Here is a 19,774-nt window from a genome sequence, read left to right on the forward strand (position 1 = left end):
GGCTGACTATTTGAGCAAGCCGGCCGCCATCTTTCCGCACGGGCAATTGGTGACGCTGTGCCGCGACCTCCCCGCTGTCGAGGGGGTCGAAGTCTGTCTGCTGGGCTATCCGCCGGTCCTGTCACCTTCACCTGCTCGTAGTGCTGCGCTGGCGACGGCGATTACGCCGCATTTGCGGCGACTGGAAGCTGAGAGTATCCACATAATCCGGGAAGCGGTCGCCGAGGCTGCCAATCCGGTGATGCTGTATTCGGTCGGGAAGGACAGTTCCGTAATGCTGCATTTGGCGCGCAAGGCGTTCTATCCGGCTCCTCCGCCCTTGCCGTTGCTGCACGTGGATACACGGTGGAAATTTCAGGAAATGTATTTGTTCCGGGATCTGATGGCCAAGGAGAGCGGCATGGACTTGATCGTGCATGTCAATCCGGATGCCATCGCGAAGAACATCAACCCGTTCGACCACGGATCAGCGTTGCATACCGATATCACCAAGACCGAGGGTCTCAAGCAAGCGCTCGATAAATTCAAGTTTGACGTGGTGTTCGGCGGCGCGCGACGCGACGAAGAAAAGTCGCGAGCCAAAGAGCGCATCTTTTCATTCCGTACCCGTAGTCACCGGTGGGATCCCAAAAGCCAGCGTCCGGAATTGTGGAATCTGTATAACGCGAGGAAAGGACCGGGAGAGAGCTTGCGGGTGTTTCCTCTATCCAACTGGACCGAAATGGACATCTGGCACTATATCTATAGCGAGCAGATACCGGTAGTGCCACTCTATTTCGCGAAAGAGCGGCCGGTGGTGCGGCGTGACGGCATGATCATCATGGTCGACGACGACCGCATGCGTCTTCTTGATGGCGAGCGTGTCGAAAAGGTCAAGATCCGATTCCGGACTCTCGGCTGCTATCCATTGACCGGCGCCGTCGAATCCGAGGCAGCGACATTGCCGGAAATCATGCTGGAGCTGCTCGGCACCCGGAACTCCGAACGCCAGGGGCGGGCTATTGACTCCGACGCCGCAGCCAGTATGGAGAAAAAAAAGCAGGAAGGATACTTCTGATGAGCACCAAGAAAAGCCTAAAGGGGCGCGAACAGGGCGTCGAGACCATCGAGTCCTTCCTGACGTCTCAGCATGGGCAGGATCTGCTGCGCTTCATTACCTGTGGCAGCGTGGACGATGGCAAGAGCACGCTGATTGGGCGCCTTCTTTGGGACGCGCAACAGCTATTCGATGATCAACTCGTGGCGTTGAAAAGGGAGTCACGCAAGTACGGCACCCAGGGCGACGAGATAGATTTTGCTTTGCTGGTCGACGGCTTGGCGGCGGAGCGTGAGCAGGGGATCACGATCGATGTCGCCTATCGCTTTTTTTCAACGGCGCGGCGCAAGTTCATTGTTGCCGATACGCCGGGGCACGAACAGTACACCCGCAATATGGTAACGGGGGCTTCAATGGCGGATGTTGCAGTCATCCTGGTGGACGCCCGCCATGGGGTGCTGACGCAGACTCGCCGCCACGCATATCTTGCTTCCTTGACCGGCATACGCAACGTGGTGCTCGCCATCAACAAGATGGACATAGTTGGGTTCGACGAGAAAATCTATAACGAGATATCGGAATCATTCGGAGCATTTTCCGCAGAGTTGAGTTTCGACGATGTATGTGCGATTCCGCTGTCGGCTTTGCGCGGTGATAACGTGACTAGCCGATCCGCGCACACTCCTTGGTATCACGGGCCGACCTTGCTCGGTTATCTCGAAACCATCCGCGTGGCCCCGCCACGCAATGCGAAATTCATCTTTCCGGTGCAGTTGGTAAACCGCCCCAATGATTCCTTCCGTGGATTCTGTGGCACGGTCGAAGAAGGCGAAGTCTCGGTTGGCGATGAGATCAGGGTCACGAGTTCTGGTCAGAAGGCCAAGGTATCCGCGATCGTGACAATGGACGGCAATCTGGAGAAGGCCGAGCGAGGAAGGGCGGTCACCTTGACTCTGGACAGGGAAATCGACGCCTCGCGTGGTGACATAGTTTCGCTCGTGGCCAATCCGCTTGAGATGACGGATCAATTCGAGGCGACAGTGATCTGGCTGAATGAGGATCCTGGCTTGGTCGGGCGCAGCTATGAAATGAAGCTGTCTACCCAATGGGCTACCGCGACCATGACGTCGATCAAGTATCACGTCAACGTGAACACAATGGCGAAAGAGCCTGGGAAGACGCTAGAACTGAACGACATCGCGGTGGCCAATATAGCGCTGAGCCGGCCGGTGGTCTTCGATATCTATCAACAATCCAAGCCGCTTGGCGGCTTTATTCTGGTGGATCGCGTGACCAACGCCACCGTGGGCGCCGGACTGATCAGGCATACGTTGCGGAGGGCTCAAAACGTACATAGGCAATCTCTAAGCGTCACTCGCACGGATCGGGAATCGATGAACGGGCATAGGGGGCGTGTCATCTGGTTGACGGGCTTGTCCGGTGCTGGAAAGTCCACCATCGCGAATGCTCTGGAGGTCTTGCTGCATCGGGCTGGACAACGCACGTATTTGCTCGATGGCGACAATGTCCGCCAGGGGTTGAATAGAGACTTGGGCTTTACCGACGCCGAGCGTGTCGAAAATATCCGACGGGTCGCCGAAGTTGCGAAGCTGATGATGGATGCGGGCCTGATCGTCATTACCGCCTTTATCTCGCCGTTCAAGCGTGAGCGCGCGATGGCGCGTGATCTTATCGGCCAAGGCAATTTCACGGAGGTGTACGTGAACACTCCGCTAGAAATTTGCGAGGCTCGAGATCCCAAGGGCCTATACAAAAAGGCCCGAAAGGGCGAGTTGCCCAACATGTCCGGGCTTGGGAGCCCCTATGAGCCTCCAGAAGACCCGGATGTTGTCGTGGACGGCTCACAGAGTGATCTGAACGCCGTGGTGGCGGGACTGATGAGCGAGTTGGAAAGGGGGGCGGTACCCTCAGGCGGCGGGTGACAGGGCGTGCTCAGCGGGCTATCATACTGAGTTAATGTTTGTAATCGCATCTGCGCTGTTTCCGGCGCGGATGTAACTTTCCTCGCGTACTCACGCAAACCCATGAATTTTACAGCGAACGTTGCGGTCGTCATCCCGAGTTACAAGGTCCGTGCGCACATCCTGGAGGTGATTTCCCTCATCGGCCCGGAGGTCTCGGCGATCTATGTGGTGGACGATTGCTGCCCGGACGGGTCGGGCCAGTTTGTTGAGAGCAACGTGCAGGACCCTCGGGTCCGGGTGGTGTACCACACGGAAAACCAGGGTGTTGGCGGTGCTGTGATGACTGGGTACAAGGCGGCGCTGGAGGGCGGCGCTGACGTCATCGTCAAGATTGACGGCGATGGCCAGATGGATCCGCGCTTAGTGCCTCAGTTCATCAATCCGATTCTTTCAGGCGAAGCTGATTACACAAAGGGTAATCGGTTTTTCGATCTTGAGGCCATCCGTGCCATGCCCAAAGTTCGCCTCTTGGGTAACGCTGCGCTGTCCTTCATGACAAAGCTGTCTTCCGGGTATTGGGATTTATTTGACCCGACAAACGGATACACAGCAATACATCGTGATGTTGCAAGTCATCTGCCGTTCAGTAAGATCAGTCGGCGCTATTTTTTCGAAACGGATATTCTATTCCGTCTGAATACGCTGCGAGCGGTTGTAATCGATATTCCCATGGATGCGCATTACGGCGATGAAGTTAGTAATTTAAAAATATCCAAGATAGTTGGGGAGTTTTTCTTCAAGCATGTGCGCAATTTTTCCAAGCGCATATTTTATAACTATTATTTACGTGATATGTCACTGGCATCCATAGAGTTGCCATTGGGACTCTTGCTTATGACGGTGGGGGGAGCGTTCGGCATAACTCAGTGGATTCAATCCATGAGTGCGGGAGTATCCACTCCGTCGGGAACGGTCATGTTGTCCGCGTTGCCCGTGATAATAGGTACTCAGCTAGTGCTGGCTTTTTTGGGGTACGACATCGCGTCGGTGCCAAAACGGCCATTTCAACTTCAAAGCAGATTGCGGTCCAAGTAAAATCGTATCTTAAAATATGCTCAGTTATCTAGTCGCTTTTCTTTGCGTAGTCGGAATTGCTATAGGGCAGATCTTATTCAAGTTGTCAGCAACCTCTTTGGCGCGTACGGGTAGTTTGTTTTCGCTTCAAACCATGACCATTCTTGGCTCCGCCTTTGCCTTGTACGGTCTGACCACCATAGCGTGGGTTTGGGTCTTGCAAAAAATTGAGCTGGGCCGCGCTTATCCCCTAATGGCGCTGGCATTTGTCATGGTGCCGATCGGCAGTCATTTTTTTCTTGGGGAGCGATTCAACTCCCAGTACTTCCTTGGTGTCGTGGTCATCATGATTGGTATTGTCATTGCAGTTCGGGCCTGACCGTGTGCGACTTTCCTTTTTATGGATTGTTTGCTCCAGGCAAGGCGCTGCGCGCGAAATTCGCCTATGAATAATAAAAATCGCACACTCCAGCTTTTTTGTTTTTTTTCTTCGTTATTGCTGGTAGCGCTCTGGCTTGTTTTCGAACCATATCCTAGCCATTACGTGTCTGGCTTGCGCAGTTTAGGCGATATGGTTACGCAGGCTTGGTGGGGAACTGCGAAAGAGGGGCGCGGTGACGAGTGGGCGACGTACCTGCCCATGCTGAAGCAATCAGCCTTGGAGGGTTTCCCTGATCGGAGTTCGCTAGAACCGTACAGGGAAAAGCTGAACTGGTTCATCGCTCTTCCCAAAGCAGATATTTCTTTGTTTTTTTTGCCCAACTATCTCATGTACTGGATAGTTCCGGCAGGCAAGGCTCTCTCCTTTCAAGCCTTTTTCTACTATGCATTGTTGATAGGCTCGATTATCTGGTACTTGCAGAATCTGCGAGTCAACCGGACCTTGGCTGTTGCGGTAGCGGTTAGTGTGGCGTTCAGCCAACTCTATCAAGTTTGGTGGACAAGTAATTTCCCTGCGCTTGCCGCGTGCTTCCTGCCTTTTGCCATTTTGACCAGCAACTTTCGGCCGGTCATCCGTAGCCTATTGCTTTTTTTAGCAATCGGTCATATGGCCTTCGGGCAGATGTACCCTCCGACTTATTTTGCAGTTGCCATTTCCCTGATACCGTTGACCCTGGCGGCGCGGCCCGATCTGTTGAATTGGAAGATACTGGCGCCCGCAGCCTTGGCGGTTGCGGCGGCGCTGGCTATCTATTTGATTTGGAACGCAGATTTTATTGCAGCCGTATCTGACACCAGCTATCCGGGGCGCAGATTCAGCGTTGGGGGCGATTCCACGCTTGCCGCTCTCACAGCAGCTCTGCTTCCCACGATGCCGGTGATGCCTATCCCGGGGGGGCGACGCTACCTATGAACTAAGTATGGCGGGGACTCTATTTCCGCTGATGCTGGTGCCGCTTCTTCCCTACATTAAGTGGGACCGCGAGACAGTGTGGATTACTGTTGTGGCGGGCATTCTGTTGTTGGTGTTGTGCCTGTATGCAACGATAGGTTTTCCGAGGCCGTTGGCGAAATGGACCGGCTTCTTTGTCATGCCAGGCAGGAGGGCACATCCTGGCATTTCCCTGCTTTTGGTGATTTATGCGGCGCTAATCATCTCCCGCAATTGGAAGCAGTGGCGATTTGGGGCCATCGCGACCGTACTGCTGAGCTACACCGCTATTTCCACCTTCCTTGGCGTTCGTCCTGAAGCAAAAACGGAGTTCTGGGGAATTGGTGCTTATGCCTATATGCCGCTCATCTTCTTGGCTCTGGCATGGGTGGTCACACGGAACAAGCGCATCAAACTCAACTCGGGTCCTACCGCTGGATATCTCGTCTTGGGCGGTATGGCAGTTGTTCATGTGCTGATCTACGGTTCTTTTAATCCTGTCATGCGTGGCAGCGATATCATGATGCCGGTGCAATCGCAGTTCATTTCGGACTGGAAAGCGCTATACGAAAAGAATGGGCAGAAGCCACTTGCGGTCGATGGCAATTTCGGTCACCTATTGAGAGGGGAAGGATTGCCGGCCTTGGAGGCGATTCATTTGGTGAATGTAGATCGGGAGGTCTACAGCCGAATATTTCCATATCTTTCGGGCGAGGAAATCACCACGTATTTCAACCGCTTTGTTGGAATCGCTTTCGATAATATTGAGAGAGTGGAACCACGCTGGGCCACGGTCGCGTTTGCGTTAAAGCCGCAGGCGGTACCATTCTCCCATCAAGTGTTTTCGGGGCATAAGCCAAGTCAGAGCATCCTGGCGCAGCACCCGAATGTTGTCGTGACGGAAGTGCCGGAAGGGGCGGGGTATGTCGTCCGTTGGAAGGGACTGTTGAGCCAACCCTTGCCTATTGCCAGGGAATTGAAATTGGTCCTGCCGTGCGAAGTTCGGGATTCTTGGATGACCAGGTCACCGGTGCCAAGTTTGGCTGATGTTGCCGCCGACGGTATCTCCCTGCGTGGGCTGATCGGAGAGGTGCGAGTCATGGCGCAGAGTCCGACCGAAGCTGGCGAATGCGTTAAGGCGATGTCGGTGGAGTAAGTTTCGGCATGACCAGCCATTCGATTGGATGCGGCAACAGCGTGGCACCTTGCAGGTCATGAGGCGCCTTTGGCAGGAAAAAGAAGCTCGCCTTTGAACTGACCCCCAGAAGTTGGACGGTCAGAAGCTAGAGCCCGAAGGCCTGAGCTCGGTATTGCACCGGGCTCAGGCCTTTTAGCTTGAGCTTGATGCGGTCATGATTGTAGTAATGGATGTACTGGCGTATGCCGGTCAGCAACTGGTCGGCGCTCTCGAAGCGGTTCAGGTGGAAGAACTCGGCCTTCAACGTGCCGAAGGAGCTTTCCATGGCGGCATTGTCCAGACAGTTCCCCTTGCGTGACATGCTCTGCGTCACCGACCGGGCTGACAGCATGTGCCGGTAGTTCAGTTGCTGGTATTGCCAGCCTTGATCAGAGTGCAGGACGGGCCGATCGGTGGGCCTGAGCCGAGCCAACGCTTTCACATGCTGGCCACGAGTTTGAACACTGGCCGGCGGCTGGTCTCGTAGGCCACGATCTCGCCGTTGTACAGGTCCATGACCGGCGACAGGTACAACTTCTCGCCACGCACGTTGAACTCGGTTACGTCGGTGACCCACTTCTCATTCGGACGTTCGGCTTCGAAGTCACGCGCCAACACATTGGCGGCCACTTGATGCGGCTGGCCTCGGTATGAGCGGTACTTCTTGGCACGCACGAGCGACTTTAAGCCCAATATCTGCATTACCTTCTGTACCTTCTTGTGGTTCACCAGTTCGCCGGCCTGGCGCAAGGCCGCGGTGATCCGACGGTAGCCATAGCGGCCCTTGTGACGAGCGTAGACCGCTCCGGTAGTTGCTTAAGCTCGGCGTACGGGTCGACTGCGTCCAACGCCTTCAGGTGGTAATAGAACGTGCTGCGCGACAACTCGGCCACCCGCAGCAGTCGTTCCAGCGGATGCTTATGCCTCAATCCTTGGACCACTTGCGCTTTCCAACGAGCGCTTTGGTCTTTTCCGCTTCGATCAAGGCATCGAGCTTTTTTAGGTAGTCCAGCTCCGCTCGTAGGTTCGCAACTTCCTCGAGAAGCTCTTCCTTGGTCATGTCCTTGGACACAGGCTCCGGTGGGTACTTATGGGGCATGCTTGCTCCTGGGCGCTTGCGCGCCAACGCCTCTATACCCCCCCGCATCATACTGGGCACGCCACTTCGCAATATGGCCTGAACTGCGGATTCCCAGCAGCGTCGCGGCCTGGATATCGGACAGCCCTTCGCGACTGATCCTGAGCAACACTGATCGCTTGAAGGATGCGCTGTACGAGCCTGACTGCCGGCTCAGACCCGCCGGGCCATGCTCACGATAGCTCTCGACCCACCGTCGGACCAGCGCACGATCCAGCCCATGTCGCACAGCCACTGAACGAAGGCTCTCCGTACCCTTCAAACACTGCCGCACCACCTTTAACTTGAACTGCTCGGCGTACTTCGCCATGTAAAAATCCCCGAAGGTTGGATCAACATCCAACTTTCGGGGGGCAGTTCACTTTCGGCGAGTTTTTTTGCCGATCGTCAAATCCAGCTGGCGACGATAACGAACCAAAGTAAAGTTGGTCATGGTGGGTATTGCGCCAAGCAATCGGGGGGGCGCTTGCCCTAAGGTAAAGTCCCTAAGGGCGAGCGGCGCCAACTCATCCGCCTTGAAGCACCTGCCGGCGCATTTCATGGATGCGCCGTTCCGCAGTTTGATACTCGCCATTCATTAGCAACGCCTGCCTTTCGACATCGTCGGAGAATGCTAGCGTATGGTTCCGATCAACACTGTGTATGTAATCGCCGAGGTACATGTTCTCAGCGAGACTTGCCCAATCCGCGTTGAATTCGCGGAAAAGCTGCAGGGTCAGATAGTAGTCTTCCATGTACTTCTGGTCGTCGTGGTAAACCACCTTGCTGAAGTCCAACTGAGCCACGTCGAGCATGAAGCTGTGCAGCGGGGCATGGTTGACGCTGATGAAATCGGCGTATGTGTAGCCATATTCGAATGCACGCTCGCGCTTGAGGAAACCGCCCGTCTTGCTATTGAAAGCCGTGGAGTAGACCCGGCCGAATGAGATGGCCTTGCCCGTCGTCGCCAGTCGACGGATGAGCCATTCATACGCGTGCGGCATCAGGAGATCGTCGTAATCCAGGAGCGCGGCATAGCGCGTCTGGACCATCTTCAACGATTCATTGAGCATCTTCGAACGTAGGTCGCGGTGGCCTGTGTCGGACGTGTAGGCCACGGTGACTGCTGGGGACAGCAGCACTGCGTTCATCTCCGCCAGCAAAGCGTCGAGGCGCGACTGCTGTCCCTCGTCTAGGTCTTGTGCCGCGATCATCGGCGTCACGACACAGTTGCGCATGGCCGCTAGGCAATACAGTGCGTTGCGCAACTCCTCGAAATCAGCGTGTGCGTGAAAGCGAATGATCGTGGTTACCTGGGGATGGCCATGTACCGCCTCGCCGGAAGGATAGACCCTGAAACAATGGGCTCCCTGGGCCATACGGACATTCTTGTAGCCGTCCTCCGGGTAGTTCGCTGGCACGAGCAACATGGGTGCGATGTGGGCGGCCAGGGGATCGACAGCACCGTTCCCGTTGACGGCAAAAATTGGCTGCTTGCGGTCGTAGGTGTTGGGGATAACCGCCGAGTCCGGGTTCGCCGAAGCAAGTTCGATCATCTGGCTGATCGTCGTGGCATCGAACAGCGAGGCGCCATTGATGTGGAGCGTGAAGTCGGCGTCTTGGGGGGCGATGTCATGCTTGAACTCATAGGGGGTATCGACCGTAGCCTGGGTGAGGCAGTGGTTGAAGCGCCTGGCCAGATCCGCAGAGGAGTCCAGTTGGCTCGCCAACTTAGGCGCCAACGCGATGCGCACGCGAAGTGTGGCGGGCGTGACTCTGGCGGGGGGCGAATCATAAGATATGTTGGAAAGCGCACGGCCCACACTATTGAGATAGCTATATCCGTAGCGGCTGTCCGGTTCCAGATGTGCCCCCTCGGCCCATTCGTTCCATGCGTTGACTACGATGAAACGACGGTCTTCCGGTAAGGTCCGCTGCGAGTAGTCCACCAAGTTCTCGAGCCATGCCTGGAACTTGCGCGGAGTACTGTCGTGCACTACCAGTGCTTCGGATCCATATCGCGCGGTGTTATCCCACTGGGGTACAAGGCCGCGGAAATACGTGAAATCCGGGACGTGGGTCTGGTCTATGTAGAAATCAGCCACGCCGTTGTATGGCAGAACGCTACCGTTGACCGGACGATAGGGCGTGAGGGAGCCTTTCATCTCCTCCACCGCGCCGCCGGTCCAATCGTGCAGCACGCGCTCCGTACCCGCATCCATTCCGAAGTCCTTGGGGTCGGTGGCGCCACGAGTCAGGACCGCGACGACATAGGGAGCTGCCAAACCGTGTTTGCCGCATTCTTCGGCCCACATGTCCAGATAGAGTTTGCAGTCCGGTATCGAGGACGGTCGATAGACCATCAGAACCGGCCTGTCGTCGATACGGATGTACCGCGAGTCTTTGAAGAACGGGATCAGATAGTTGATGAAATCGCGCGCATCTTGTGCAGAGTAGGTCTGACCGAGCAGGATCTCCTTTTCATTTCCGTCCCACCGGCGAGTCCAATTTTCGTTCGCCCAGCAGAAGCAATATGGCATCTGCACGTCGGGATTGGCCAGCAGCATCTTCGCCGGGTTTTCCAGGATCATCTGACCAGAGAACCAGTAGTGGTAGAACACTTGGCCATGGACGCCGGCTTTCTTCATCTGCTCGGCCTGCGTGCGCAGCGTATCCGCCGAATCGAGCATGTAATAGCCAATGTCTCTGTGCGGAATGTGTTGTTGGTAATGCCCCTTGAATAGGGGCTGCGCGGCGCCGACCTTGGTCCATTCGGTGAAACCTTCTCCGTGCCATGCGTCATTCAATGGCGTCGGATGGAACTGCGGCAGGTAGTAGGACAGTATCTTGATATCTTTGTGAACGAGCGAGGTGGTGTAGTCGCGCTGCGATTCATACTCGCTATAGTCGTCGATGGCGTCCTGCTTGAAAATGCGATAGATGCGTCCGTCGCTGCGGCTCGCGAGTATCGGCAGTATCCGCTCCAGGGCATAGCCAAGGTGATCATCCAGTAGCAGCGAGCCGGCCGCATCGTCGGCGTGCGCGGCGGGCAGTTTGAAGAATGCCTGGAGGCTGTCTCCTCGCGCCCAGAACATGGAGCCGTTCGGGCTATGGAGTACGGGAAAAGCATTTAGAGGCAGTTCGGCATGCTTGGCCAGCAGGCGTGCCGTGAGCGTGTGTTTATGCGTCACGCCAAATGACGCATCATGCACTTGGTAGGCGACGCCGTCCGGATAGATGAGCTTGGCGTCCTGCCGCAGACTTTGCAGGATATGGGCGAGGCGGGCGCTGCTTGCGCCGATCGGCCCGATCAGCATGTCCAGCAAAGCGCAATCCCTGGCAGGTGCGTCCGCTTTGAGGAAGAAGTGGCCGACCACGTCGTATTTCGAAAGACGCTCGCCAAATTGGATGGTGAATGGCACGATGGCGTCTTCGGTAGGAAAGCCGCTTTCAACCACGATGTCGCGAGCCGAGGGCAAGGAGCGTGACAGTCCGTCGCGCACCGTATCGATAAGTGCAGGGTCATCGAGCGAGACGAACAAATCGAACTCACCGTCGAAGGCAGCCATGCGGCTTGTGAAGGCATCCAGCTGCGTAGCGTTCGAGAGATGCAGGTGCACCGCGATTGAAACGCCTTCTACGCGCACGCCGGCCGATTGATTCAGCAGGGGATCGACATACAGCGGCACGAATAGCATCTCGTCCTCGCTGGAGCGCAGTGCGGCCTGGGCCGCCTGGCTTCGGTCGTTTTCCGTCTGGAGCACGCGCAACCTTAGCCGCACGCCATGCAAACCTTCTTTGCGCAGAATGCTCAAGGCCTTGCCGCCGGCCGACACTATGCCGCCTTTCTGGCGGATTGCCGCAGGCGCTAATGCCGCAGCACGGCGTGCGCGCGACATGTTGCGCGTGAGGAAGCGCAGGCTGGAGGTGGCTCGCCAGCTATTGCTGGCGTAGATTTCCTGGATAGTCGCCAGCAACGCAGTGTTTTCGACTTTTTGGCGCTCGGCCAAGTTCTCCAGGTGACGCAGGCTTTCGTCCCGGGTGATCAAGTGCTCGCGCAACTGTTGGCTGATTGCTTCGGCCTTGACGATCTTCGCCTGCAACCTACTTACTTCGGCGCGCGCAGACACCATGTCCTCTTGCTGCCTGCCTGCTGCCGCCTGTGCAAGCTCCAACTCCGCGTGTACTTTGCCTGCCTCGGTGTGCGCAGACACCAGTTCCGAGTGCAGTCTGCCCGCCTCGGCGTGCGCAGCCCCCAACTCTGTGTGCAGTCTGCCCGCTTCGGCCTGTGTGGACTCCAATTCCTTGCGTAGCGTGCCCTTCTGTGCATGCGCGGACACTAATTCCCTGTGTTGTATATCCACCAGGCGCAAGGGCACCTGCAGCCGATCGAATTCGGCGATCCATTCCCGAGTCAGTGCCGCGGGCGGACATCCTCCGTTGACCGAGTCGTCTTCGGAAGCGCTTAGGAGCGATGTGTATACCTCTTGCAGGAGTGGCGGCCAATTGGAATCCTTGTGAAGCTCCTCGAGCTCAAAGACCGAATGGCGTAGAGTCGAGTCGAGGAACTCGGTCTTGTACACGTTCAGCTCGGTTTGATCGATTGTCGTACCGAGGAAGCGGGAAAGCCGCTCCATTTGACTGTCTGCGTCACGCATGAGGCGGTCGTAGTCGATAACGATCAAGCGTTGTTGCTCGGTGTAGGCCAAGCTCGTGACAACGTGTTCTATCCATAGGAGATAGCTTTTTTTGGGATCGAAGGCATCGCGCTTGGCGAGCGATTTCTCTATGCTCAAGGGATTGCGGATAGCCAGCACGTAGTACGGCTGGATGCCCATTGCCTTGAACACTTCAACCCAGAACGGCAGCAGTTTAGAGGTGCGGGGGTCCTTAAATCCATAGGCAGGAGTCTGGCTAAGTTTGGCGCTTAGAAGAACTGCGGCGCGGTCCACGTAGCCCTGGTAGCGCAGGGTTTCGACGTCTGCGGCAGTGATAGCAGCAAGGAAGTGCCAATCACTTTTGAGCGCCGCCAGCATCTCGACGTTGAGGTCGACAATCTCAAGGTCTTCCCAAAACCCTTTTTCATTGACGCCGGCCAATGGCGGCATGAGCTTGTCACCCAGGCCGACTCCAACGGCCTGAAGGCCGCGTGTGATGGCGCTCGTGCCGCTTCGATGCATGCCGAGCACGACTACAAGCTTGCGGTTGAGATTTGTGTCGTTCATAGTCAGTCTAATTATTAGATTCAGAGTTTCTTTATTTCCGGACTGCAAGAGAAATCCACCACGCCTGTCAGTATGGATTCCCCGTCTGCCTGTACGCGGAACATGGCAACATCCACCAGCCGATGTAGATAAGTTTCAGCGCCATTTACTTCGCCGGTAGTTCCGGCGTTGAGGAAATACACGCCGGGTGCGAGCCGGCAGTCGAACTTGAATTCGACGAGGTAGTTCGTACCCTTTTCCACGTAGGGCAGGCTGGTCCTCGCAGAGGCTGCCGACACGGCGCCGCCAAGTTCGATGCCGCTCGTCGTCTTGATCATCATGCCGAAACGTACGTTGTTCCCGCCGTGCTCGAACCTGACGCGGTAGCGATACACATATGTTCTGCCTCGCACGATATTATTCACGCGCTTGCCGTCTAGCGTGTAGATGGCCGGCTCATCAATCTGTGCGCCATGGGATTCGAATGCCATCGTGCTGACTGGGCGCAGGGCCGGGTCATAGCTTTCGCCATGGTCAGCGGCATCCTGTTCTCGCTCGGGCAAAGAGGCGGCCTCTTTGGATATCTCCGTCTTTTCCGAGAGAATGTCGCGCTGATCCTTGATGGCCTCGCGCAGCTCAGCACGCTTATCCGCAGGTGCATACAAAAGCTTCTGATAGCAGCTTACGATATGCTTGGGTGGACCGATGGCCAATTGCTCGCCACTGTCGAGCAATACTGCTCGATCACAGAGTTCGACCACCGTGGCTCCCGAGTGGGAGACAAAAAGAATCGTCGCGCCTTGCGCTCGTATTTGTTCGATACGCGCAAAGCACTTGCGCTGAAACAACTCGTCCCCAACCGAAAGCGCTTCATCCACGACAAGGATCTGCGGGTCGGCATTGATCGCTACCGCGAAAGCCAGTCTTACGACCATCCCACTGGAATAGGTTTTGATTGGCTGGTCGATGAAGTCGTTGATATCGGCAAACGCCGCGATTTCGTCGAAGCGCGCGTCGGTTTCTTCCTTGGTTAAGCCCAGGACGGCGGCATTCAGATAGACGTTTTCACGCCCCGAGAATTCAGGATTGAAGCCCGAGCCGAGCTCGAGCAGGGCCGCAATTCGGCCATTGGTCCTGATATCGCCTTGCGTGGGCGTCAATGTGCCGCAAATGATTTGCAGCAGCGTCGATTTTCCGCTGCCATTGCGGCCGACGATACCAATGGTCTCGCCCTGCCGGATCGTCAGGGAAACGTTGCGCAGTGCCCAAAATTCGCGGAAGTACGTCGTTCCATTTCGCCGGGCTGAGGGCTTGAGCCGCGGAAAGAGAAACTGCTTGAGGCGGTCTCCCGGCTTGTCGTAGATCTGGTAGCACTTGCTCAGGCCGTCGACCTGGATTGCAATGCTTTCGTCAAAGGACATCGGCGAATCCTTTCCTGGTCTTCTGAAACCAAGCATATCCACCCCAGGCAGCGATGGTCGCTCCAAGGAGATAAACGCACAGGCCGAGCCAATTTGGCTGTCGGCCCCAAATCACGACTTCGCGCATTTGTTCAATGATGAAGGTAAGCGGATTCGCCATCAGCCAGGGACGAATGTGCTCGGGAATTGCTGAAATAGGGTAGAACACCGGGGACATGAACAGCAGAACCGCGGTGATGATGCCGACGGTCTGGCCTACGTCGCGTAGGAACACGCCCAGCGACGCCAGGATCCAGGCAAACCCCAACGTCAACACGATAAGTGGAAACAATACCAACGGGGCAAGTATGACCGTCCAGTGCAGGAAGCCATTCAGAAGCAGGAATGCGCCAATCAGCACCACTAGGCTCACCAGGGTATGGAACAGCGCCGCACCCATGGTGATGATGGGTAGAATTTCCAAGGGAAAAACCACCTTCTTCACGTAATTGGTGTTGCCGAGGATGAGCGTGGGCGCCCTGTTGACGACTTCCGCGAAGAGCGCATGCACAAGCATGCCGGTAAACAGGACGAGAGCGAACTGGCCTTTGTTCTCTTCCACGCCCGTTCCCCAGCGCGCCTTGAAAACGACGGCAAAGACAAAGGTGTAAACGCTCAGCATGACCACTGGATTGAAGAACGACCATGCCAGACCCAGCGTGGAACCGCGATATCGGCCAATGACATCACGCTTGCTCATCTGGAGGATAAGCTGTCGATGTTCCAACAGGCTGCGAACCAATGAACCCAGGGAAACTGGTTTTGGCGCGTGAGGATTCGCCGCGTGCGGGGTGGGAGGGCCTGCATTCATGCAAAACACTCCGCTGCCGCAAAGAGCTTACCCTGCTCGTCCTTGGGCGACAGGCGCGGCTCCACGCCCTTGGGCCAGTCAATGGCGAGTTGGGGGTCATTCCAGATGATGCACCGCTCCAGACCGGGTGCGTAATAGTCCGTCGTCTTATACAGAAATTCCGCGCTATCGCTCAGCACGAGGAAACCATGGGCGAAACCGGGTGGAACCCAAAGCTGGCGATGGTTCGTTTCGCTGAGTTCGGCGCTAACCCACTGTCCGAATGTGGGCGAATTCTTTCGAATGTCGACGGCGACATCGAACACCGAACCGCGTACGACGCGTACGAGCTTGCCTTGAGCCTTCGGGGAGAGCTGGTAGTGCAGACCCCTGAGCACGCCTTTCGAGCTCTTGCTGTGGTTATCCTGAACGAAGGTCACGCCCAGGCCTGTCAGTTGTTGGAAAACCTCTTGGTTGAAGCTCTCCATGAAGAATCCGCGGTCATCACCGAAGACCTTGGGTTCGAATAGCACGACCTCGGGAATAGTCAGGCGGGTAGCATTCATCAGTAGACCTTCTCAACAAGCAGACGCTGCAGATACTTGCCGTAGTTGTTCTTCGATAGCGGGATTGCCAACGCTTCGAGTTGTTCTGAAGAAATCCACTGGCGACGATACGCGATTTCCTCGGGGCAGGCGACTTTCAAACCTTGGCGATTTTCTAAGGTGGAAATGAACTGACTGGCCTCCAGAAGCGACTCGTGGGTGCCAGTATCGAGCCAGGCATATCCCCGGCCCATGATTTCGACGGCCAGCTCGCCTTTCTCCAGGTACATCCGATTGACGTCGGTGATTTCCAGTTCACCGCGGGCGGAGGGCCTGATTTGTTTGGCAATATCCACGACCTGCTGGTCATAGAAATACAGGCCGGTCACCGCATAGTTGGACTTCGGCGTCACGGGCTTTTCTTCCAAAGACAGCACTTTCCCGTTCGCATCGAATTCGGCGACACCGTAGCGCTCGGGGTCATGGACGTGGTAGGCGAAAACGCTGGCACCATTCGCGCGCTGATTGGCGCTGCTCAGCAGGTGGGCAAAATCGTGACCATAGAAGATATTGTCGCCAAGGACCAATGCGCAGGAATCGTTGCCGATGAATGACGAACCGATGATGAATGCCTGCGCCAGCCCGTCAGGCGAGGGTTGCACCGCGTACTGTAGGTTCAGGCCCCATTGCTCGCCGGAACCCAGTAGTTGTTCAAAGCGAGGCGTGTCTTGGGGGGTCGAAATGATCAGGATATCGCGTATGCCCGCAAGCATGAGAGTGCTGAGCGGGTAATAGATCATCGGCTTGTCGAAAACAGGCAGCAACTGCTTGCTGATCGCCAATGTCGCCGGGTGCAGTCTGGTGCCGGAGCCTCCGGCAAGAATAATGCCTTTGCGTTTCATGCGGATCGTTCCAATGACATAAGTTGATGCACCGTGCGGTCGACGTGTGCGGTCCAATGAGGTAGCTGCAGCTTCAGTGGGCCAGTCAACGCCCGTGTGCTGAGCCGTGAGTTCTTGGGGCGGGCAGCCGGCAGGGGGTAGTCCTGTGTGGTGATGGGCCGGATGGCTTCGGCGTTTAAGCGCAGCGCGGCGCCGTGCTGTAGTGCCTGCGTGACCACGTGCTGGGCGAGTCCGTGCCAGGTCGTTTCGCCCGAAGCTGACAGATGATAGAGCTCGCGGTCCAGGTTTCCGTGCAGCTTTCCGATGATTGCATGCGCGCTGACATCCGCGATCAGTTCGGCCGACGTGGGAGCCCCATGTTGGTCGGCAACAATACCCAGGGAGTCGCGCTCCTTGGCCAAGCGCAGGATAGTTTTGACAAAATTGCCCCCGTGAGCGGAAAACACCCAGCTCGTGCGCAGGATCAAGGCGCGGCAGCCTGTGTTGAGAATGGCGAGTTCGCCATTGCGCTTGGTGGTGCCATAGACGCTTTGAGGATTTGTTGCGTCGTCTGTTTCATAGGCTGTGGATTTAGCGCCATCAAAGACGTAGTCGGTCGAGTAATGCACCAGGAGGGCGTTGTGATGCTGGGCATATTCGGCCAAGAACCCGACTGCATCCGTGTTGATGGCCCGTGCAGCAACGGTATCGGACTCGGCCTTGTCCACGGCAGTGTAGGCTGCTGCGTTAACAATGATGTCTGGCGAATGTGTCTCGAGTGCAGCTTTCATCTGTCGGACGTTTGTGAGATCGCCGTCTCGCCGGTCGAGAGCTACGAGTTCGCCCAACGGCAGCAAGGTACGCTGCAGTTCATGGCCTACCTGTCCGTTCTTGCCTAAGAGAAGGATTTTCATGGGGAGCGTCAGAGTCGGTTGAATATTGCTGCGGCCAGGAGTCCAAGGTCTCCCAGCCGCGTTTGATGATAGATGCCGGCGCGTAGGATACCGAGAGTACGCGGCAGCACGCAGCGTTGGCGTGCCGATTCGAAGCGTTCATAGAGAGTGCGATTGGCTGGCGTCATTTCCGGCACGAGGGGCCTTAGGGCGCCAAGGTTGGCATCGATCCATTGTTTCAGGCGGCCTTTGCAGAGCATCTTGAGCCGATGTAGCGTGGCACGCAAGCCGGCATTGGAACCGATAAGATTCTCGGAGTGCTGGCGGTACCGCAGCGAGGGGCTTGTGTCGTAACACACGTTGCCGCCACAGGCGCTAACCACGATATAGACCCACCAGTCGTGGGCAACCACTTGCACGTCTGGGCCTGCAAGCATCAGAAGCTGGCGGGCCGGGTTGTTGAACACCATGGTGTTGCCGCCGGCAATATTCTGCACCAGCGCATTGGCGAACGCGGGTTTGCGGGTAAATTGACGGGAGGTGCCGATGAGCATGCCGCACTCATCAATCAACTCTGTACGCGTGCAGTACAGCGCCGGGACATCGGGCGGCACGCTGGCGAGCCATTGCACTGCCCGCGCAAGTTTGTCCGCGTGCCAGACGTCGTCTTGATCGGAAAGTGCGTAGTAGTCTGCTTGAATCTCCGGCCGGCAGATCAGCGACATGAAATTCGCCACGAACCCTTTGCGCGGACCCTCATAAATCTTTAACTTGCCCGCATCCCAGCTTTTTTGATAGGCTTCTAACAGTTGGCGCGTGCCATCCTGTGAGCCATCGTCCGACACCCACGTCGTCCACTGCGCGTGTGTCTGCGCATGGAGGGAGTCGAGTTGTTCGGTCAGGTGCTGCTCACCCTGATACGTACATAGAAGAATAGCGACGTGGGGGCTCATCAGGCCACTCATGCTGATATTAGGTGTATGGCAGGACAGGTCCTGAGAGTGCGGAAGGACCGGCGCCTTTCCGACGCGCGATAGGGTGCGCGGAATGTTCGTGAGGATTTGCGGCTTCTATTCGGTGTACTGGGTCTTCACCCAGTCGCGGTATGCGCCGCTGGTGATGTTGGCGACCCAATCCTGATTGGCTAGATACCACTGCACGGTCTTGCGGACCCCCGAATCGAAGGTTTCCGCAGGCTTCCACCCCAACTCGCGCTCCAGGCGTGAGGCGTCAATCGCGTAGCGCTGGTCATGCCCCGGCCTGTCCTTGACGAAGGTTATCTGGTTCTTGTACGGCAGCCCATCGGCTCGAGGGCTGAGTTCGTCCAACAGTGCACAAAGTGCATGGACAACGTCGAGGTTGGCCTTTTCGTTCCAGCCCCCCACATTGTAGGTCTCACCCAGCTGTCCGTCGGCGAGCACGCGGCGTATCGCTGAGCAATGGTCCTTCACATACAGCCAGTCACGGATCTGCTGGCCGTCACCATAGATTGGCAGCGGTTTGCCGGCGAGGGCGTTGTGGATGACCAGCGGAATCAACTTTTCGGGAAAGTGATAAGGGCCGTAATTGTTTGAGCAATTGGTGGTCAGCACCGGCAAACCGTAGGTATGGTGATAGGCACGCACCAAGTGGTCGCTGGCGGCCTTGCTGGCCGAGTACGGGCTGTTGGGCTCGTAGCGGTTGGTTTCGCTGAAGGCGGGATCGTCTTTTTCCAGGGAACCGTAGACTTCGTCGGTGGACACATGCAGGAAGCGGAACGCGGCGCGTTCATCGTCCGGCAGACCGTTCCAATATGCGCGCACGGCTTCGAGCAAGTGGAAGGTGCCCACGATGTTGGTCTGGATGAATTCACCGGGACCATGGATCGAGCGGTCGACATGCGATTCAGCGGCGAAATTCAGAACGGCGCGGGGCTTGTGTTCGGCAAGCAGGCGGCTGACCAGCTCAAAGTCTCCGATATCGCCCTGGACCAGCTTGTGAGCGGCATTGCCCTTGAGAGAAGCCAGGTTTTCGGGGTTGCCCGCGTAGGTGAGCTTGTCCAATGTCACGACGGGTTCACTGCTTTGCTGGAACCAGTCGAGTACAAAATTGGAGCCGATAAACCCTGCTCCGCCGGTAACAATGATACTCATTCTTGTCTAGTCCTTGAGCTTTGAGCGTGCATGCAAACCCGCTAATTAACCCTCAATTATGCCGCAAGTGCTTTAGCCCGACCTAAAAAATGAAACAAACCATGGGGTGAAATAGAGACGTTCCAGGTACGCCTCCAGCGATGGCCAGAATTTCATCTTGCATTTCAT

Annotated in this window: 14 protein-coding genes and 1 pseudogene; 6 read left to right on the forward strand and 9 right to left on the reverse strand. The window is 56.5% G+C overall.

Annotated elements, in window-relative coordinates; translation table 11 throughout:
- Nucleotides 1-160 precede the first annotated feature (160 nt).
- The 6 genes from cysD to ACZ5YA_RS23530 all read left to right on the forward strand — a co-directional run bounded on the left by cysD (nucleotide 161) and on the right by ACZ5YA_RS23530 (nucleotide 6,563).
- On the forward strand, nucleotides 161-1,057 hold the full coding sequence (gene cysD / locus ACZ5YA_RS23505) for a sulfate adenylyltransferase subunit CysD (RefSeq protein WP_464092872.1): 897 nt from the start codon (nucleotides 161-163) through the stop codon (nucleotides 1,055-1,057).
- Nucleotides 1,057-2,979 carry a sulfate adenylyltransferase subunit CysN gene (gene cysN / locus ACZ5YA_RS23510; protein WP_464091297.1) on the forward strand — a complete coding sequence of 641 codons (1,923 nt, stop codon included), beginning with the start codon at nucleotides 1,057-1,059 and terminating at the stop codon, nucleotides 2,977-2,979. Before cysD ends, cysN begins: the two co-directional genes overlap by 1 nt.
- A gap of 102 nt (nucleotides 2,980-3,081) precedes the next feature.
- Complete coding sequence (locus tag ACZ5YA_RS23515; protein WP_464091298.1) at nucleotides 3,082-4,056, forward strand: glycosyltransferase family 2 protein; 975 nt, start codon at nucleotides 3,082-3,084, stop codon at nucleotides 4,054-4,056.
- 16 nt (nucleotides 4,057-4,072) lie between these two features.
- Complete coding sequence (locus ACZ5YA_RS23520) at nucleotides 4,073-4,414, forward strand: EamA family transporter (RefSeq protein ID WP_464091299.1); 342 nt, start codon at nucleotides 4,073-4,075, stop codon at nucleotides 4,412-4,414.
- A gap of 66 nt (nucleotides 4,415-4,480) precedes the next feature.
- Nucleotides 4,481-5,389, forward strand: coding sequence for a DUF7657 domain-containing protein (locus tag ACZ5YA_RS23525; RefSeq protein ID WP_464091300.1), 909 nt, complete (start codon nucleotides 4,481-4,483; stop codon nucleotides 5,387-5,389).
- 7 nt (nucleotides 5,390-5,396) lie between these two features.
- Entirely contained in the window at nucleotides 5,397-6,563 is a 1,167-nt protein-coding gene (locus ACZ5YA_RS23530) for a DUF7657 domain-containing protein (RefSeq protein ID WP_464091301.1), read from the forward strand.
- 127 nt (nucleotides 6,564-6,690) lie between these two features.
- Here the strand turns inward: ACZ5YA_RS23530 and ACZ5YA_RS23535 are convergent.
- From ACZ5YA_RS23535 to rfbB, 9 genes and pseudogenes are all read right to left on the reverse strand, one after another.
- Nucleotides 6,691-8,032: pseudogene (locus ACZ5YA_RS23535) on the reverse strand (IS3 family transposase).
- Between the two features lie 196 nt (nucleotides 8,033-8,228).
- Complete coding sequence (locus tag ACZ5YA_RS23540; RefSeq protein WP_464091302.1) at nucleotides 8,229-12,926, reverse strand: glycoside hydrolase family 99-like domain-containing protein; 4,698 nt, start codon at nucleotides 12,924-12,926, stop codon at nucleotides 8,229-8,231.
- Between the two features lie 20 nt (nucleotides 12,927-12,946).
- On the reverse strand, nucleotides 12,947-14,326 hold the full coding sequence (locus tag ACZ5YA_RS23545) for an ABC transporter ATP-binding protein (RefSeq protein WP_464091303.1): 1,380 nt from the start codon (nucleotides 14,324-14,326) through the stop codon (nucleotides 12,947-12,949).
- Nucleotides 14,316-15,065, reverse strand: coding sequence for an ABC transporter permease (locus ACZ5YA_RS23550; protein WP_464092873.1), 750 nt, complete (start codon nucleotides 15,063-15,065; stop codon nucleotides 14,316-14,318). The genes ACZ5YA_RS23545 and ACZ5YA_RS23550 overlap by 11 nt, the downstream gene beginning before the upstream one ends.
- A gap of 107 nt (nucleotides 15,066-15,172) precedes the next feature.
- Nucleotides 15,173-15,721, reverse strand: coding sequence for a dTDP-4-dehydrorhamnose 3,5-epimerase (gene rfbC, locus ACZ5YA_RS23555; protein WP_464091304.1), 549 nt, complete (start codon nucleotides 15,719-15,721; stop codon nucleotides 15,173-15,175).
- A complete protein-coding gene (gene rfbA, locus ACZ5YA_RS23560; RefSeq protein ID WP_464091305.1) occupies nucleotides 15,721-16,602 on the reverse strand; it encodes a glucose-1-phosphate thymidylyltransferase RfbA in 882 nt (293 codons plus the stop codon). Before rfbA ends, rfbC begins: the two co-directional genes overlap by 1 nt.
- A complete protein-coding gene (gene rfbD, locus ACZ5YA_RS23565; protein WP_464091306.1) occupies nucleotides 16,599-17,495 on the reverse strand; it encodes a dTDP-4-dehydrorhamnose reductase in 897 nt (298 codons plus the stop codon). Before rfbD ends, rfbA begins: the two co-directional genes overlap by 4 nt.
- Before the next feature lie 8 nt (nucleotides 17,496-17,503).
- Nucleotides 17,504-18,427, reverse strand: a complete 924-nt coding sequence (locus ACZ5YA_RS23570; protein ID WP_464091307.1) for a glycosyltransferase family 2 protein — start codon at nucleotides 18,425-18,427, stop codon at nucleotides 17,504-17,506.
- A 117-nt stretch (nucleotides 18,428-18,544) separates the two neighbouring features.
- Nucleotides 18,545-19,606, reverse strand: a complete 1,062-nt coding sequence (gene rfbB / locus ACZ5YA_RS23575; RefSeq protein ID WP_464091308.1) for a dTDP-glucose 4,6-dehydratase — start codon at nucleotides 19,604-19,606, stop codon at nucleotides 18,545-18,547.
- Nucleotides 19,607-19,774: the final 168 nt, after the last annotated feature.

It is taken from the genome of Achromobacter sp. JCM 18799, from assembly GCF_055395645.1.

Bases quoted from the DNA above. Each gene is read 5' to 3' on its own strand.
- rfbD (WP_464091306.1), bottom strand. From the start codon at position 17,495: ATGAAAATCCTTCTCTTAGGCAAGAACGGACAGGTAGGCCATGAACTG.
- ACZ5YA_RS23550 (WP_464092873.1), bottom strand. From the start codon at position 15,065: ATGAGCAAGCGTGATGTCATTGGCCGATATCGCGGTTCCACGCTGGGT.
- rfbB (WP_464091308.1), bottom strand. From the start codon at position 19,606: ATGAGTATCATTGTTACCGGCGGAGCAGGGTTTATCGGCTCCAATTTT.
- ACZ5YA_RS23540 (WP_464091302.1), bottom strand. From the start codon at position 12,926: ATGAACGACACAAATCTCAACCGCAAGCTTGTAGTCGTGCTCGGCATG.
- ACZ5YA_RS23545 (WP_464091303.1), bottom strand. From the start codon at position 14,326: ATGTCCTTTGACGAAAGCATTGCAATCCAGGTCGACGGCCTGAGCAAG.
- rfbA (WP_464091305.1), bottom strand. From the start codon at position 16,602: ATGAAACGCAAAGGCATTATTCTTGCCGGAGGCTCCGGCACCAGACTG.
- ACZ5YA_RS23570 (WP_464091307.1), bottom strand. From the start codon at position 18,427: ATGAGCCCCCACGTCGCTATTCTTCTATGTACGTATCAGGGTGAGCAG.
- ACZ5YA_RS23520 (WP_464091299.1), top strand. From the start codon at position 4,073: ATGCTCAGTTATCTAGTCGCTTTTCTTTGCGTAGTCGGAATTGCTATA.
- rfbC (WP_464091304.1), bottom strand. From the start codon at position 15,721: ATGAATGCTACCCGCCTGACTATTCCCGAGGTCGTGCTATTCGAACCC.
- ACZ5YA_RS23530 (WP_464091301.1), top strand. From the start codon at position 5,397: ATGGCGGGGACTCTATTTCCGCTGATGCTGGTGCCGCTTCTTCCCTAC.
- ACZ5YA_RS23515 (WP_464091298.1), top strand. From the start codon at position 3,082: ATGAATTTTACAGCGAACGTTGCGGTCGTCATCCCGAGTTACAAGGTC.
- ACZ5YA_RS23525 (WP_464091300.1), top strand. From the start codon at position 4,481: ATGAATAATAAAAATCGCACACTCCAGCTTTTTTGTTTTTTTTCTTCG.
- cysN (WP_464091297.1), top strand. From the start codon at position 1,057: ATGAGCACCAAGAAAAGCCTAAAGGGGCGCGAACAGGGCGTCGAGACC.